Origin of the sequence: Anaerococcus obesiensis ph10, from assembly GCF_000311745.1 — a bacterium.
GTDB classification, from domain to species: domain Bacteria; phylum Bacillota; class Clostridia; order Tissierellales; family Peptoniphilaceae; genus Anaerococcus; species Anaerococcus vaginalis.
The window spans coordinates 102,008-116,073 of sequence record NZ_HE978531.1; the positions used below are offsets into that span (position 1 = coordinate 102,008).

Annotated in this window: 13 protein-coding genes and 2 pseudogenes; all 15 read left to right on the forward strand. The window is 28.1% G+C overall.

Annotated features, from left to right (window positions below; genetic code table 11):
• Nucleotides 1–59 precede the first annotated feature (59 nt).
• The 15 genes and pseudogenes from hflX (at nucleotide 60) to asnS (ending at nucleotide 14,065) form a co-directional block, all read left to right on the forward strand.
• On the forward strand, nucleotides 60–1,295 hold the full coding sequence (gene hflX, locus HGAG_RS00560; protein ID WP_004839069.1) for a GTPase HflX: 1,236 nt from the start codon (nucleotides 60–62) through the stop codon (nucleotides 1,293–1,295).
• Complete coding sequence (locus HGAG_RS00565; protein WP_026074021.1) at nucleotides 1,270–1,917, forward strand: YigZ family protein; 648 nt, start codon at nucleotides 1,270–1,272, stop codon at nucleotides 1,915–1,917. Before hflX ends, HGAG_RS00565 begins: the two co-directional genes overlap by 26 nt.
• A 14-nt stretch (nucleotides 1,918–1,931) precedes the next feature.
• Nucleotides 1,932–2,669 carry a YebC/PmpR family DNA-binding transcriptional regulator gene (locus HGAG_RS00570; RefSeq protein WP_004839067.1) on the forward strand — a complete coding sequence of 246 codons (738 nt, stop codon included), beginning with the start codon at nucleotides 1,932–1,934 and terminating at the stop codon, nucleotides 2,667–2,669.
• A 1-nt stretch (nucleotide 2,670) separates the two neighbouring features.
• Nucleotides 2,671–3,432, forward strand: a complete 762-nt coding sequence (lgt, locus tag HGAG_RS00575; protein ID WP_019117464.1) for a prolipoprotein diacylglyceryl transferase — start codon at nucleotides 2,671–2,673, stop codon at nucleotides 3,430–3,432.
• A gap of 398 nt (nucleotides 3,433–3,830) precedes the next feature.
• Complete coding sequence (mraZ, locus tag HGAG_RS00580; RefSeq protein WP_019117465.1) at nucleotides 3,831–4,244, forward strand: division/cell wall cluster transcriptional repressor MraZ; 414 nt, start codon at nucleotides 3,831–3,833, stop codon at nucleotides 4,242–4,244.
• A gap of 1 nt (nucleotide 4,245) precedes the next feature.
• Nucleotides 4,246–5,166 carry a 16S rRNA (cytosine(1402)-N(4))-methyltransferase RsmH gene (gene rsmH / locus HGAG_RS00585; RefSeq protein ID WP_019117466.1) on the forward strand — a complete coding sequence of 307 codons (921 nt, stop codon included), beginning with the start codon at nucleotides 4,246–4,248 and terminating at the stop codon, nucleotides 5,164–5,166.
• On the forward strand, nucleotides 5,153–5,566 hold the full coding sequence (locus HGAG_RS00590) for a septum formation initiator (protein WP_244263784.1): 414 nt from the start codon (nucleotides 5,153–5,155) through the stop codon (nucleotides 5,564–5,566). The genes rsmH and HGAG_RS00590 overlap by 14 nt, the downstream gene beginning before the upstream one ends.
• A 5-nt stretch (nucleotides 5,567–5,571) precedes the next feature.
• On the forward strand, nucleotides 5,572–6,522 hold the full coding sequence (mraY, locus tag HGAG_RS00595; RefSeq protein ID WP_019117468.1) for a phospho-N-acetylmuramoyl-pentapeptide-transferase: 951 nt from the start codon (nucleotides 5,572–5,574) through the stop codon (nucleotides 6,520–6,522).
• Nucleotides 6,519–7,829, forward strand: coding sequence for a UDP-N-acetylmuramoyl-L-alanine--D-glutamate ligase (murD, locus tag HGAG_RS00600; RefSeq protein ID WP_019117469.1), 1,311 nt, complete (start codon nucleotides 6,519–6,521; stop codon nucleotides 7,827–7,829). Before mraY ends, murD begins: the two co-directional genes overlap by 4 nt.
• Nucleotides 7,830–8,914: pseudogene (gene murG / locus HGAG_RS12430) on the forward strand (undecaprenyldiphospho-muramoylpentapeptide beta-N-acetylglucosaminyltransferase). It begins immediately after the preceding gene.
• Between the two features lie 79 nt (nucleotides 8,915–8,993).
• Nucleotides 8,994–9,617, forward strand: coding sequence for a cell division protein FtsQ/DivIB (locus HGAG_RS10310; protein ID WP_244263785.1), 624 nt, complete (start codon nucleotides 8,994–8,996; stop codon nucleotides 9,615–9,617).
• A gap of 121 nt (nucleotides 9,618–9,738) precedes the next feature.
• Complete coding sequence (ftsZ, locus tag HGAG_RS00615; protein ID WP_019117471.1) at nucleotides 9,739–10,824, forward strand: cell division protein FtsZ; 1,086 nt, start codon at nucleotides 9,739–9,741, stop codon at nucleotides 10,822–10,824.
• Between the two features lies 1 nt (nucleotide 10,825).
• Nucleotides 10,826–11,275 (forward strand): annotated as a pseudogene (nrdR, locus tag HGAG_RS00620) (transcriptional regulator NrdR); the annotation flags it as partial.
• A gap of 89 nt (nucleotides 11,276–11,364) precedes the next feature.
• Nucleotides 11,365–12,696, forward strand: a complete 1,332-nt coding sequence (locus HGAG_RS00625) for a replication-associated recombination protein A (protein WP_019117473.1) — start codon at nucleotides 11,365–11,367, stop codon at nucleotides 12,694–12,696.
• On the forward strand, nucleotides 12,677–14,065 hold the full coding sequence (gene asnS, locus HGAG_RS00630; protein ID WP_019117474.1) for an asparagine--tRNA ligase: 1,389 nt from the start codon (nucleotides 12,677–12,679) through the stop codon (nucleotides 14,063–14,065). The genes HGAG_RS00625 and asnS overlap by 20 nt, the downstream gene beginning before the upstream one ends.
• Nucleotide 14,066 lies beyond the last annotated feature (1 nt).

Below are 14,066 nucleotides of genomic sequence, written 5' to 3' on the forward strand. Positions count from 1 at the left end.
ATTTTTAGATTCTTTAATTTGATTCAATAAATTGTATAATCTTAATAGAAAGGAAGTTTATGCAAGAAGTTATACAAGTAAATGTTTTTGAAAAAAATGAAAATCCAAATAAAGAGTTTGAGCTTGAATCATTAATTAACACAGCAGGCGGAAAATCTGTTGCAAAAATCAGTCAAGTTATTTCGAAAGTAAATCCTGCCTACTACATAGGTTCTGGAAAAGTTTCTGAAATTGAAGATATAGCAAAAAAATTAGATGTAAAAACTGTAGTTTTTGATGTGGAGCTTTCGGCATCTCAACTTAGAAATCTTGAAGAGAAAATGAAACTTCACGTCGTTGATTGGACAACTTTAATTTTGGATATTTTTGCTCAAAGAGCAAATACAAAAGAAGCAAAATTAAAAATTAAACTTGCTCAATTAAAATATCAGTTGCCAAGAATTAACAAATGGTTTGCTTATCTTTCTCGTCAATCAGGTGGAATTGGAACAAGAGGACCAGGCGAAACTATGCTTGAAACTGATAAGAGAGCTATAGTTCGTGATATAAGAAGTCTTGAAGAAAAACTAAAAGATTTGGAAAAAACAAAAAGTGTAAATAGAAAATCAAGAGATAAGATTTTAAATATTTCACTTTTGGGCTACACCAACGCAGGAAAATCTACAATATTAAATAATATGCTAAAAATTTTTGGTAAAGAAAAATATGTATATTCTGATGATTTGTTGTTTGCAACTTTGGATACATCAACAAGAAGACTAGATTTTTCAAATACCAAGGTTACTTTGACTGATACAGTAGGATTTATTGATAATTTGTCAAAAGAATTAAATGATTCTTTTCTTACAACGCTTGAGGAAATAAAATTTTCAGATATGCTTTTAGTTGTCATAGATTCATCATACGATATTGAAACTCAGTTGAAAACAATAGATAAGGCTTTGGATGATATTGACGTTGGAAATAAAAAAATTCTTTATGTTTTTAATAAAATAGACAAAATAGAAAATGATACACTTCTTTTAGGATATAAGAGAAAAGAAGAAAAAATTTATATATCAGCAAAAAATCAAGATGATATTATAAAATTGAAAGAAAAAATTGTTGATGTTATAAAAGATGATTATATAAAAGTAAAAATGAAAATACCATACGAAGATGGTAAAGTTTTAGATTATATAATGACAAATTACGACATTGACAATAAAGATTATGATGAGAGTTCATCAATATTAGAGTTTGATATTTCAAAGAAAGACTACAATAAATATGAAAGATATATCGAGAAAAATTAGCGAAGATTATAAAACCATCAAGGGCGAAATTAAAGATGAATTTGAAATAGAAAAATCAATTTTTATCACTAATATGAAATATGTGGAAAGCGAAAAAGATGCCATTTCTTTTATTGAAAAAATCAAAGAAAAATACAAGGATGCCAACCACAATTGCCATGCATATATAATAAATGAAAAACCAGAAATAAAAAGATATTCTGATGATGGAGAGCCACAAGGCTCAGCAGGTCTTCCCATGCTTTCGGTTTTAGAAAAAGAAAAACTTTTTAATGTAGTTGCAATTGTAACTAGGTATTTTGGTGGTAAAAAACTTGGGAAAGGCGGTCTAGTAAGAGCATACACAAGAGGAGTTTCAGATTGCCTTGATGGAAATATTACTTGTAGAAAAATTTTTGTAGAAAGTAAAATAATTTTCGATTATAATTTACTAGGAATAATAGAAAACTTCCTAAATGAGGAAAAATATATTATTATAGAAAAGGACTTTCTTGAAAATGTTAGAATAAATTTATATATTAAAAAGGAAGATTTTGAAAAATTTGAAAAAAAACTTATTGATATGACATCATCGAATATAATAATAGAAAAAATTGATGAAATAATGTTATACGAAGATTAAAAATAGGAGGAAATATGTCAGGACATAATAAGTGGAGCAAAATTAAAAATAAAAAAGGTAGTGAAGACGCAAGACGTGGAAAAATTTTTACAAAACTTGGTAGAAATATTTCAGTTGCAGTAAGAGAAGGTGGAGATAATCCAGAATATAATCCAGCTTTGAAAGCAGCAATCGACAAGGCAAAAGCAGAAAATATGCCAAATGATAATATAGAAAGAGCAATAAAAAAAGCAAGCGGCGACACAAGCGGGGCAAATTTTGAAAGAATAATTTACGAAGGCTATGCCAAAGATGGAGTAGCTGTAATTGTAGATTGTCTTACAGACAATAAAAATAGAACAGCTCCAGATATTAGACACATTTTTGATAAAAACGGTGGAAATCTTGGAACAGATGGTTCAGTTATGTTTATGTTTAACAGAAAAGGACTTATTGAAATCGAAAAAGATGAAATTGATTTTGATGAATTGATGTTAGAAGTTATTGATTTTGGAGCAGAAGACGTAACAGACGAAGGAGATGTTTATCAAATAATAACAAGCGTTGAAGACTTCCAAACAGTTCTTGATGGAATAAAAAAAGAAAATTATAAACTTGCAAAGGCAGATATTTCATATATAGCAGATAATTTGATTGATGCACAAGAATCAAATAATAAACAAATAATGAAATTAATTGATGCCCTTGAAGATAACGATGACGTTCAAGAAGTTTATACAAATTGGAATGTGCCAGATAATATAGAAGAATAATATGTTAAATTTTAATATAGATAGAGTAGCATTTTCTCTTTTTGGAATTGATATATATTGGTATGCAATATTAATTATTACCGGAGTTTTAATTGGAGCAAAATTTGCCCAAAAAGAATTTGTAAAAAGAGGATTTAAAGAAGATTTTATTTACGACTTACTTTTTGTGATTTTGCCACTTGCAATTATTGGAGCAAGAGCTTGGTATGTGATTTTTGAATGGGATATGTATAAAAATAATCCAATTCAAATTTTAAATTTCAGAGCAGGAGGACTTGCTATCCACGGAGGAATTTTATTTGCAATAATTGGTATTTATTTTTATGCCAAGAAAAAAGAAATTCCTTTGATAGATATTTTAGATGTAATGGCACCATCTTTAGCCTTTGGTCAAGCTATCGGAAGGTGGGGTAATTTTGTAAATGGAGAAGCACATGGGACTGCTACAAATTTGCCATGGGCAATAATAGTTGATGGAGTAAAAGTTCATCCTACATTTTTGTATGAATCAATTGGAGATTTTTTAATATTTTTATTTTTAATAAATTATAGGAAAAAAAATCCAAAAAAAGGAATTCAAACAGCAATATATTTTATCGCTTACGGAATTTTGAGATTTTTTGTAGAAGGACTTAGAACAGATTCTCTAATGATAGGGCCAATAAGAATGGCACAACTTACAAGTGTGATTTATTTAATCGTAGGAATTTATTTGTTTGTAAAATATAAAAATATAAACTTAAAACCATATATAAAAAAATAAACAGCTTAGGCTGTTTCATAGCGTAGACAAACCCTCAAGCACGAATATCTGACTCCAAAAATTGTTGATTTCTAAATTTCAAAATTCTAAAATCGCAAACTCGCTAACGCTCAAACAATGCGATTTTGACGAATTTTTCAATTTGAAATCAAATCAATTTTTTCCGTATGATATTCTTAGCATGAGGGTTTGTATACTTTGTCGATATTCTTAAACAGCTTCGGCTGTTTTTTTATTTTTAAATTTTATTTTGGGAATTCAAACCACTTTTTTTAAAAAATATAAAAAAATTAAAAATTTCAAAAAAATTTTAAAAAATAAATTTTTTAATCCTTTACAATTTACAGATTTTGGTATAAAATATATGTGAAGTGGAAATAAGTGGTAGAAGGTGGGTCATGTTTTTAGGAGAATTCATTCACAAATTAGATTCTAAAAATAGAATAATGATGCCAAGTGAATTTAGAGATGATCTTGGTAATGAATTTTATGTAACCAAGGGCCCAGAACGCTCATTAGTTTTGTATACTATTGAGGAATTTGAAAAACGTGCTAAAAAGTACGAAGAATTATCCTACCAAAATAAAAACAACAGGGCGATAAAAAGATTGTTTTTTTCTTCCACTATCAAGGCTTATTTGGATAAACAAGGGCGAGTTTTATTAAATAAGCAATTACGCGACTATGCTAATTTAGGCAAAGAGGCTATTATAATCGGAAATAATTCAAACATAGAAATATGGGATTTGAATAATTGGAATGATTATATTGGTGATGTTGAAGTGAACTTATCAGAAATTATGGATCAGTAATATGGAATTTTCTCATAAATCAGTTTTGTTAAATGAAACTATTGAAAACTTAAATATAAAAGAAGATGGAATATATGCTGACTTAACTTTAGGTAAGGGAGGCCATTCTAAAGAAATTTTAAAAAAATTATCACCAAAGGGTCTTTTGATTGGCTTAGATCAAGATAAGGATGCTATCAAAGCAGCTAGAGAAAATTTGAAAGATTTTTCTAATGTCTTATATTTTAATGAGAATTTTGAAAATATTGAAAATGTTCTTGATGAAGCTGGGTTTAATAGGATAGATGGCGCTTTGATGGATATTGGCGTAAGTTCTTACCAAATTGACAATGAAGATCGAGGTTTTTCTTATATGAAAGACGGTCCATTGGATATGAGGATGAACAAAGATAATGAGTTAACAGCAAAACAAATTGTCAATGATTACTCTTTGGATGAGCTTTGGAAAATTTTTTCTGAATATGGAGAGGAAAGATATTCCAAAACAATTGCTAAAGCAATAGTAGATTACAGAAAAATGCACGAAATTAATACAACTTTACAACTCCGAAATATTGTTATGAAATCTGTAAATACTAGCGAAGCTCATCCTGAAAAAAGAGTATTCCAAGCTTTAAGAATTGAAGTTAATAGAGAGCTTGAAGTTTTGGAAAATACTTTAGAAAAAATAGTTGATCGTCTAAACAAAAATGGAAGATTATGTGTAATAACTTTTCATTCTTTGGAAGACAGGATCGTTAAAAATAAATTTAAAGAGATGAGTAAAAAATGTATTTGTCCACCTGATTTTCCTGTTTGTGTTTGCAATCATGAAAAAAAGGTTAAATTAATTAGCAAAAAACCTATTTTGCCAAGCAAAGATGAATTGAAAAATAATAATAGGTCTCATAGTGCTAAGCTTAGAGTTTGTGAGAGGATTTGATATGTCAAACGCTTTGAAAAAAAGAAAAATAAATAAAAATTTAAATAAAAAATTAAAGCTAAGTTTGCACGATCAAACTTCTTATGATATTAAGTTTAGATATAATAAACTCCAAAAAAAAGATAGGAAGTTTAAGAGAAATATATTAGCTTTATTATTTTTATCTTTTATTTTTATGGGTTTTATTTCTTTACATAATTATATTAAATTGAATAATAGAATAAAAGAGTATAATAAATTACAAAGTCAATATACATCTTATCAATTAACAAGGGATAGATTAAATAGTGATCTTGAAGATTCAGTTAGTTTGAAAGAAATTCAAAGATATGCGATGGAAAATCTTGGCATGATTTATGAAAATGAAGGTAATGTTGTATATCTTAATATTGATAGGTAGGAGAGATGAAAAATACGATTTTAATTATTTTAATAAGTTTAATATTAACTTTGATTTTGGGAAAAATTATAATTCCAATTTTAAGATCAAGTCATATTGGACAAAATATTAGACAAGAAGGACCAAAAAGTCATTATGGAAAAGCAGGTACGCCAACTATGGGTGGTATTATATTTTTAATATCAGCACTTGTTTTGACATTGATATTTGTTCCTTTTTCTATGAAAACTTTTATATTATTGTTAGCAACTTTTGGATTTGGAGCTATAGGTTTTATTGATGATTTTAGAAAATTAATTTTAAAAAGATCATTAGGATTAACTGCTAAGCAAAAAATAATTCTTCAAGTTGCTTTATCATTTTTAATTGCAATTTTATGTTTTATTTTCCAAAATGATACAATAACAAAATTGTGGATTCCTTTTACAGATATTAGATTAAATGTTTCAATTTTAGGAATTCCTATAATGATGTTTATTATGATTGGAACTTCAAATGCTGTAAATTTAACTGATGGGCTAGATGGTTTATCTAGTCAAGTTTCTATTCCAGTATTTTTAACATTTATAATTTTAAGTCAAAATATAGAAGATGAATTGTTTGCAAGTATTATGCTTGGTTCTGTTTTAGGATTTTTATTTTATAACTCAAATCCAGCAAGTGTATTTATGGGAGATACAGGTTCTATGGCAATCGGTGGAGCTGTAGTTGGACTTGCCATAAATATGGGAATAACTTTATTTTTAATTATACTTGGGGGAGTTTATGTGGCTGAGGCTTTAAGTGTAATAATTCAAGTTGCCTCATACAAATTTAGAAATAAAAAGAGAATATTTTTGATGACTCCAATCCACCATCATTATGAATTGAAAGGATACAAAGAACCAAAAATAGTTACTGGTTTTACAATAGTATCAGTAATTTTATCTTTGATTACTTTATTGATAGTATTATGAAAAAAGTTTTAGTTTACGGTTTAGGAATTACAGGAATATCTACAGTAAAAACTTTTGACAAATTAGGTTATGAAGTTTTTACTTTCGATAAAAATAAAAATACTGATGAAAGATTAGAGGGCTATAATTATAGCCCTATTTCTGATATTAAAATTGAAGAAAAATATGATTTTGTAGTAAAATCTCCAGGAATTAGACCAGACGATGATATTATAAAAATTTTAGAAAAAAATAATGAGATAATTACTGATATTGAATTGTCATATAGACTTTTTAAAGATAAAAAAAATATAGCAATTACAGGAACAAATGGCAAAACAACAACCACATCGCTTATTAGCCATATTTTAAATCAAAGTGGTAAAAAAGCTATTGGGGTAGGAAATATTGGCGAAGGCATCTTGTGGCAAATGTATAATAATGATGATATTTTTGTTGAAGAAATATCTTCATTTCAACTTCACAATACCAAATTTTTTAAGCCACATATAGCAGGTATTTTAAATATTACGCCAGATCACATAGATTGGCACGGATCATTTGAAAATTATATAGAAGATAAGTTAAAAATTGCTATAAATCAAGATGATAAAGACTACCTTGTAATAAATCATGATGATGAAATTTTAAGAAAAAATAAAAATAAATTCAAATCCAAAATATACGAATTTTCTATAAAAGAAGAAGTTCAAAAAGGAATATATTTGAAAGATGACTCTCTTTATTTAAAAGACAAAAAAGAAATTTATTTATTAAAAAGAGATGATTTAAAAATTGTAGGAGATCACAATCTTTTAAATGTATCTTGTGCTATTCTTTGCTTGTATTTATTTGGCCTTGATCTTGATAAAATTATAAAATATACAAAAACTTTTAAGGCTATTGATCATAGACTTGAGTTTGTAAAAAAAATTAGAAATGTATCTTTTTACAATGATTCTAAGGCTACTAATGTAGATTCTGCAATAAAAGCAATAAATAGTTTTGATAAAAATGTAATTCTAATTGCAGGTGGCTATGATAAAAAAATTGATTATACGCCCTTATTTGAAGATACAAAGAAAAAAATAAAAACTATGATTTTAATGGGTCAAACAAAAGAAATTTTACAAAATCTTTGCGAGAAATATAAAATTAATTATTATTTAGTAAATGATATGAAAGAAGCTGTAAATAAATCTTTTGAAATAATGAAAGATTCTGATACGGTTTTGCTCTCTCCTGCAAGTGCTAGTTGGGGAATGTATGACAATTACATGCAAAGAGGAGATGATTTCAAAAAAAGAGTTTTAGAAAAGGAAGATTAGATGAGAGTAATAGTATCTGGCGGTGGAACTGGCGGACATATTTATCCAGCCATAGCCATGTGCCAAAAATTAGAAGAAGAAATAGATGATTTGGAAATTCTTTATGTGGGATTAAATGATGGCCCAGAAAAAAGAATTGTAAATAAATATGGTTACAAATTTAGAGCTATTGAGGCTATGGGTCTACCAAGAAAAATTTCCAAAAGACTTTTTAAATCTCTTTTGACAAATTTAAGAGGTTTCAAAGAAGCAAAAAAAATTATTAAAGAATTCAAACCAGATCTTGTTATAGGAACAGGTGGTTATGTTTGTGCACCAATTCTCTATCAAGCAAGCAAGAAAAATATAAAAACTTTGATACATGAATCAAATTCTTTTCCAGGAGTTACTACAAGATTTTTGTCAAACAAAGTCGATCTTGTTTGTATATCATTTGAAGAAGCAAAAAAACATTTGAAAAATAAAAAAATGTTTATGTAACAGGAAATCCAGTAAGAACTAATTTTAATACATCATACAGTCAAGAAGATTTGGAAAAGTTAGGAATAAAAAAAGATAGACCAGTAGTTTTTTCTTTTGGAGGTTCTAATGGTTCAAAATATCTAAATGATGCAGTAAAACAAATGAGTGAATTTTTGGACGGGAAATTTTATTTGCTCCATCAAACTGGATTAAAAAATTATGATGAATTTATAAAAAATACAAAAGAAAATGAGTTTATAAAGGCATTTTCTTATATAGATAATATAGATTTATTTTATGCGGTAAGTGATTTGGTAATAGCATCATCTGGGGCTATGAGTTTAAGCGAAATATCAAATCTAAAAAAAGCATCAATTTTAATACCAAAAGCCTACACAACAGAAAACCATCAAGAATATAATGCAAGATCATATTTAAAAAAAGGTGCTTGCTCAATGATTTTAGAAAAAGAATTAAATGGGAAGATTCTTTATGAAAATATACTTGATATTGTAGAAGATAAAGAAAAAATAAAGGAAATGGGCGAGAAGGCAAGCTTATTACAAAATCCTAATGCAAGTGATGAAATTTATGATTTGATAAAAAAAGTTATGGGTATGTGAAATGAGCAAAAAAAATAGACAAAAAAATAAAGGCAGAAAAAAATTAAAAAGAAAACAAAAATTATTTACTCCTTTTTTTGTGATTTTTTTAATAATAGTAATCGCAGCTATATTAATTGTTAATTTGTTTAGGCATGATTACTATAAAATTTCTCAAGTATACATAAAAGGAAATAAAATTTTATCAAATGATCAAATTTTATCAAAATTAAATAATCCAATGGGAACAAATATAATTTTATACGATGAGAAAGAAAGCATAGAAAATCTAAAAAAAGAAAAAATAATAAAAAGCGCCAAAATAGAAAAAGAACTTCCAGATAAAATTATAGTAAGAGTAAAAGAAGAATATCCTTATATGCTTGCAAGATACAAAAAAGATAACTATGTTATTGCAAATACAGGAAAAGTATTGGATAAAACAGCAAATGAAGAAAATAATAATTTACTAAAAATCAAAGGAATAAAAAACAAACCAGAAATTGGAAAAAATTTTACCGATAAAAAAAATCTAATAAAATTTATCGATTCTATTCAAAAGCTAAAATATGCTAAAGACATAAAAGAAATAGACTTGGAAAACTATAATGAAATTGGTATAATAATAAATGATATTCAGATTAATTTCGGAGATTTAAAAAATTATAATTATAAACTTAAACTACTTGATTCAGTTTTAAAGGATATAGAAAATAAAAAATAAAAGCTTATTCAATTAGCCTAAATAAGGGTAAGAATCCAGTAGTTGAAGTTGAAGAAAAAAGTCTTGACGAAAAAGATGAAAATAATTAAAAATATTAATCTTAATGAAACGGGGGATGAAGATGGCAAATATTAACATGGAAGTAGAAAATAACGCCTTAGCCAAAATAAAAGTAATAGGAGTTGGTGGTGGCGGAAATAATGCTATAAGTAGAATGAGAGAGGGCGGCCTTTCTGGAGTTGAATTTATTGCATTAAATACAGACCTTCAAACTTTAAATGAAGCAAATGCTGACATCAAATTACAAATAGGAGCAAAGCTTACAAGAGGACTTGGAGCTGGAGCTAATCCTGAAATTGGTGAAAAAGCTGCTGAAGAAAGTGAATCAGAAATTGATGAATCACTAAAGGGAGCAGACATGGTATTTATCACTGCTGGAATGGGCGGTGGAACTGGTACTGGAGCAGCCCCTGTTGTAGCAAGAAAAGCAAAAGAACAAGGAATACTTACAGTAGGTGTTGTAACTCGTCCTTTCACATTTGAAGGAAGAAAAAGACAAACATCTGCAGAAGGTGGAATTGAAGCATTAAAAGAATGTGTGGATACATTAATTACAATACCAAATGATAGACTTTTACAAATTGTAGAAAAAAGAACATCAATGGTAGACGCATTTAAAATGGCTGACCAAGTACTTATGGATGCTGTAAGTGGTATTTCAGAACTTATAGCTGTACCAAATGTAATCAACCTTGATTTTGCTGATGTTAAATCAATTATGTCAGATCAAGGAATAGCTCACATGGGAATTGGTAGAGCAAGCGGAGAAAACAGAGCAGTAGATGCAGCAAAAGCAGCTGTAAATTCTCCATTACTTGAAACATCAATCGAAGGAGCTAACGCAGTATTATTAAACGTAACTGCAGCAGAAGTTGGTTTAATGGAAGCAAACGAAGCAGCAGAATTAATTAGAGAACATATAGATTCAGATGCAAATATAATTTTTGGTGTAGGAAGCGATGAATCATTGGGCGATGACATTAAAATAACTGTAATTGCCACAGGATTTGATCAAGACAACCAAACAAGAAGAGAAGTTTTAGAAAACAGAAGATCTTCACAAGGTGTTAGCCAAAGACAAACACCAAAAAAACAAAGTTCTTCAAATCCATTTGACGATATAGATCTTCCAGATTTCTTAAAATAAAATGAAGTGTCCATATTGTGACTCAAATGATACAAAAGTTATAGACTCTAGAGCAACAGAAGATAATCATGCTATTAGAAGAAGAAGGCTATGTCAAGCTTGTAATAAAAGATTTTCAACTTATGAAAGATATGAAGACCAAACTTTAATGGTTGTAAAAAAAGATAATACTAGAGAATCTTTTGATAGGTCAAAACTTATAAGTGGAATTGTAAAATCTTGCGAAAAAAGACCTGTAAGCATGGAAGACATTGAAAAAATAGCAGATGATATAGAAGTTTCTATAAATCATATTGGTAAAAAGGAAGTATCATCCACTACCATAGGAAAATTTGTCATGGAGCATCTAAAACAATTAGATCCTGTAGCTTATGTGAGATTTGCATCAGTATATAGGGAATTTAAAGATGTTGAGAGTTTCTATAGAGAGATTAAAAATTTAAAAGAAAAAATTAGAAAATTTAAGGGGCTATTGCAAGATGAAAATGACAAAAAACAAATTCATTTTGCAACAGTCCTTTTTTTGAAAGATTGGATAAAATGGACTTATTTGAATTAAATAAATTAAGAGAACTAGAAAAGTCTGCGCCATTAGCTGACAGGATGAGACCTGAAAAAATTGAAGATTTTTTAGGACAAGATCATCTTCTAGGAGAAGGAAAAATTTTAAGAAGAATGATAAAATCTGATAGAATTTATTCTTCTATTTTTTATGGACCTCCAGGAGTTGGCAAAACTACTCTTGCAAAAATTATTTCAAATTCAACTAATATGGCTTTTGAAAAAGTTTCTGCGGTAGCTAGTGGAATCAATGACTTAAAGAAAAAAATTCAAATTGCAAAAGATAATTTGAAATTTGAAAATAAAAAAACTATTTTATTTATTGACGAAATTCATAGATTTAATAAAAGTCAACAAGATTATTTACTGCCTTTTGTTGAAGATTCTACGATTATTTTGATAGGAGCTACAACAGAAAATCCATATTTTGAAGTAAATAAAGCTTTAATTTCTAGAATGTATGTATTTGAATTAAAAGCACATACAGATGATGATTTAAAAAAATTAATATATATGGCTTTAAGTCGAGATAGGCTTTTACAAAATAAAAATATAAAAATTGATGATGATGCCAGAAATACTTTGGTTAAATATTCTAACGGGGATTGTAGAGCCTTGTTGAATGCTTTAGAAATTGCAATATTTTCACAAGAAGATAAAGAAGGTATAATAGTAGTTGATCGAAAAAGTATTATAAATTCTATCCAAAAGAAAATTTCTATTTATGATAGGGATGGAGATAGACATTATGATACTATTTCTGCTTTTATAAAATCTATGCGTGGCTCAGATCCTGATGCAGCGGTTTATTATTTGGCAAAAATGTTAAATAGCGGAGAAGATATAAAATTTATAGCAAGAAGAATGATTATTTTTGCATCAGAAGATATTTCGCTTGCTGATCCCTACGCTTTAAGCCTTGCGACAAACACTTTTACAGCAATTAATACTGTAGGTATGCCAGAGGCAAGAATTATTTTGGCAGAGACTTGTATATATTTATCTTTAGCAAAGAAAAATAATTCTACATACCTTGCTATAAATAAGGCTATGGATTTTGTAAAAAATGAAAAAGATTTGGAAGTACCAAATAAATTAAAAGATACCCATTATAAAGGAAGTAAAAATTTAGTTAAAGATACTTATTTATATCCTCATGATTATGATGGATATGTAAAACAAGACTATCTTCCAGATGGATTTGTAGATGAAAAATTTTATAAGCCAAAAAATATAGGTTATGAAAAAATACTTAATGAAAATTTAGAAAAAATTAAGAGAGGAAATAAGGATGAAATTAAGAGAGATTAAAAAAGATGTTGAAAAATACATCGACCAAGAAATTACAGTTGAAGGATGGATTAGACAGGCGCGATTTACAAAAAATGTCGGATTTATTGAATTAAATGATGGGACAATTTTTAAAAATCTTCAAATTGTTGTTGGAAAAGAATTAGAAAATTTTGAAGATTTACAAAAAGAACATCTTTCAGCATCATTAAAAATTAGAGGAATTCTTGTAAAAACAAATAATGCCAAACAAGCCTACGAACTTCAAGCAAAATCTGTAGAAGTTTTAGGTCACAGTGATGAGAAATTTCCTATTCAAAAACAAAAACAATCTCTTGAATATATGAGAACCATTCCTCATTTAAGAGCTAGAACTAATACTTACAGGGCAGTTTTTAGATTAAGGTCAAAACTTGCCTATGCTCTTCATAAATTTTTCCAAGAAAGAGGATTTATTTATTTAAATGCTCCATTAATTACTGCATCTGATACAGAAGGTGCTGGAGAAATGTTCCAAGTTACTACCCAAAATTTAGATAAATTAGATTTAAATAAGGATGGAAAAGTTGATTATTCTAAAGATTTCTTTGGAAAAAAATCTTATTTGACAGTTTCAGGACAACTTGAGGCAGAAGATTATGCTCTTGCCTTATCTAATATTTATACTTTTGGTCCAACCTTTAGGGCTGAAGAATCAAACACACCAAGACACGCTGCGGAATTTTGGATGATTGAACCAGAAATTGCTTTTGCAGATTATAATGTGTGCATGGATGTGGCTGAAGATATGATGAGATATATGATAAGTTTTGTTTTAGAAAATTGTAAGGATGAAATTGAATTTTTCAACGAAAGAGTTGATGATACTTTGATTGAAAGACTTACAAAAGTTAAAGAGGCAAAATTTGCAAGAATTACTTATACTGAAGCTATTGAAAAATTACAAGAAGCTGATGTTGATTTTGAATATCCTGTAAAATGGGGAATGGATCTTCAAACAGAGCATGAAAGATATTTATCAGAAAAAATAGTTGATGGTCCAGTTTTCGTTACAGATTATCCAAAAGATATAAAGGCATTTTATATGAGAAGAAATGAAGATGGAAAAACTGTTGCAGCTTTTGATATGTTAGTTCCTGCTGTAGGAGAATTAATAGGTGGAAGTCAAAGGGAAGAAAGATATGATGAGCTTGTAAAATCTATGAAAGATAATGGACTAAAACTTGAAGATTATCAAAATTATTTAGATTTAAGAAAATATGGAACAGTAGTTCACTCAGGTTATGGTCTTGGATTTGAAAGAGCAGTAATGTATCTTACAGGAATGAAAAATATCCGTGACGTGATCCCTTACCCAAGAACAGTAAAATCTTTTGCATCAAAAAACTAAG

Excerpts from the sequence above, each read along its gene's own strand:
- HGAG_RS00570 (WP_004839067.1), top strand. The coding sequence starts at position 1,932 with ATGTCAGGACATAATAAGTGGAGCAAAATTAAAAATAAAAAAGGTAGT.
- ftsZ (WP_019117471.1), top strand. The coding sequence starts at position 9,739 with ATGGCAAATATTAACATGGAAGTAGAAAATAACGCCTTAGCCAAAATA.
- hflX (WP_004839069.1), top strand. The coding sequence starts at position 60 with ATGCAAGAAGTTATACAAGTAAATGTTTTTGAAAAAAATGAAAATCCA.
- HGAG_RS00625 (WP_019117473.1), top strand. The coding sequence starts at position 11,365 with ATGGACTTATTTGAATTAAATAAATTAAGAGAACTAGAAAAGTCTGCG.
- mraY (WP_019117468.1), top strand. The coding sequence starts at position 5,572 with ATGAAAAATACGATTTTAATTATTTTAATAAGTTTAATATTAACTTTG.
- lgt (WP_019117464.1), top strand. The coding sequence starts at position 2,671 with ATGTTAAATTTTAATATAGATAGAGTAGCATTTTCTCTTTTTGGAATT.
- rsmH (WP_019117466.1), top strand. The coding sequence starts at position 4,246 with ATGGAATTTTCTCATAAATCAGTTTTGTTAAATGAAACTATTGAAAAC.
- mraZ (WP_019117465.1), top strand. The coding sequence starts at position 3,831 with ATGTTTTTAGGAGAATTCATTCACAAATTAGATTCTAAAAATAGAATA.
- HGAG_RS00565 (WP_026074021.1), top strand. The coding sequence starts at position 1,270 with ATGAAAGATATATCGAGAAAAATTAGCGAAGATTATAAAACCATCAAG.
- asnS (WP_019117474.1), top strand. The coding sequence starts at position 12,677 with ATGAAATTAAGAGAGATTAAAAAAGATGTTGAAAAATACATCGACCAA.
- murD (WP_019117469.1), top strand. The coding sequence starts at position 6,519 with ATGAAAAAAGTTTTAGTTTACGGTTTAGGAATTACAGGAATATCTACA.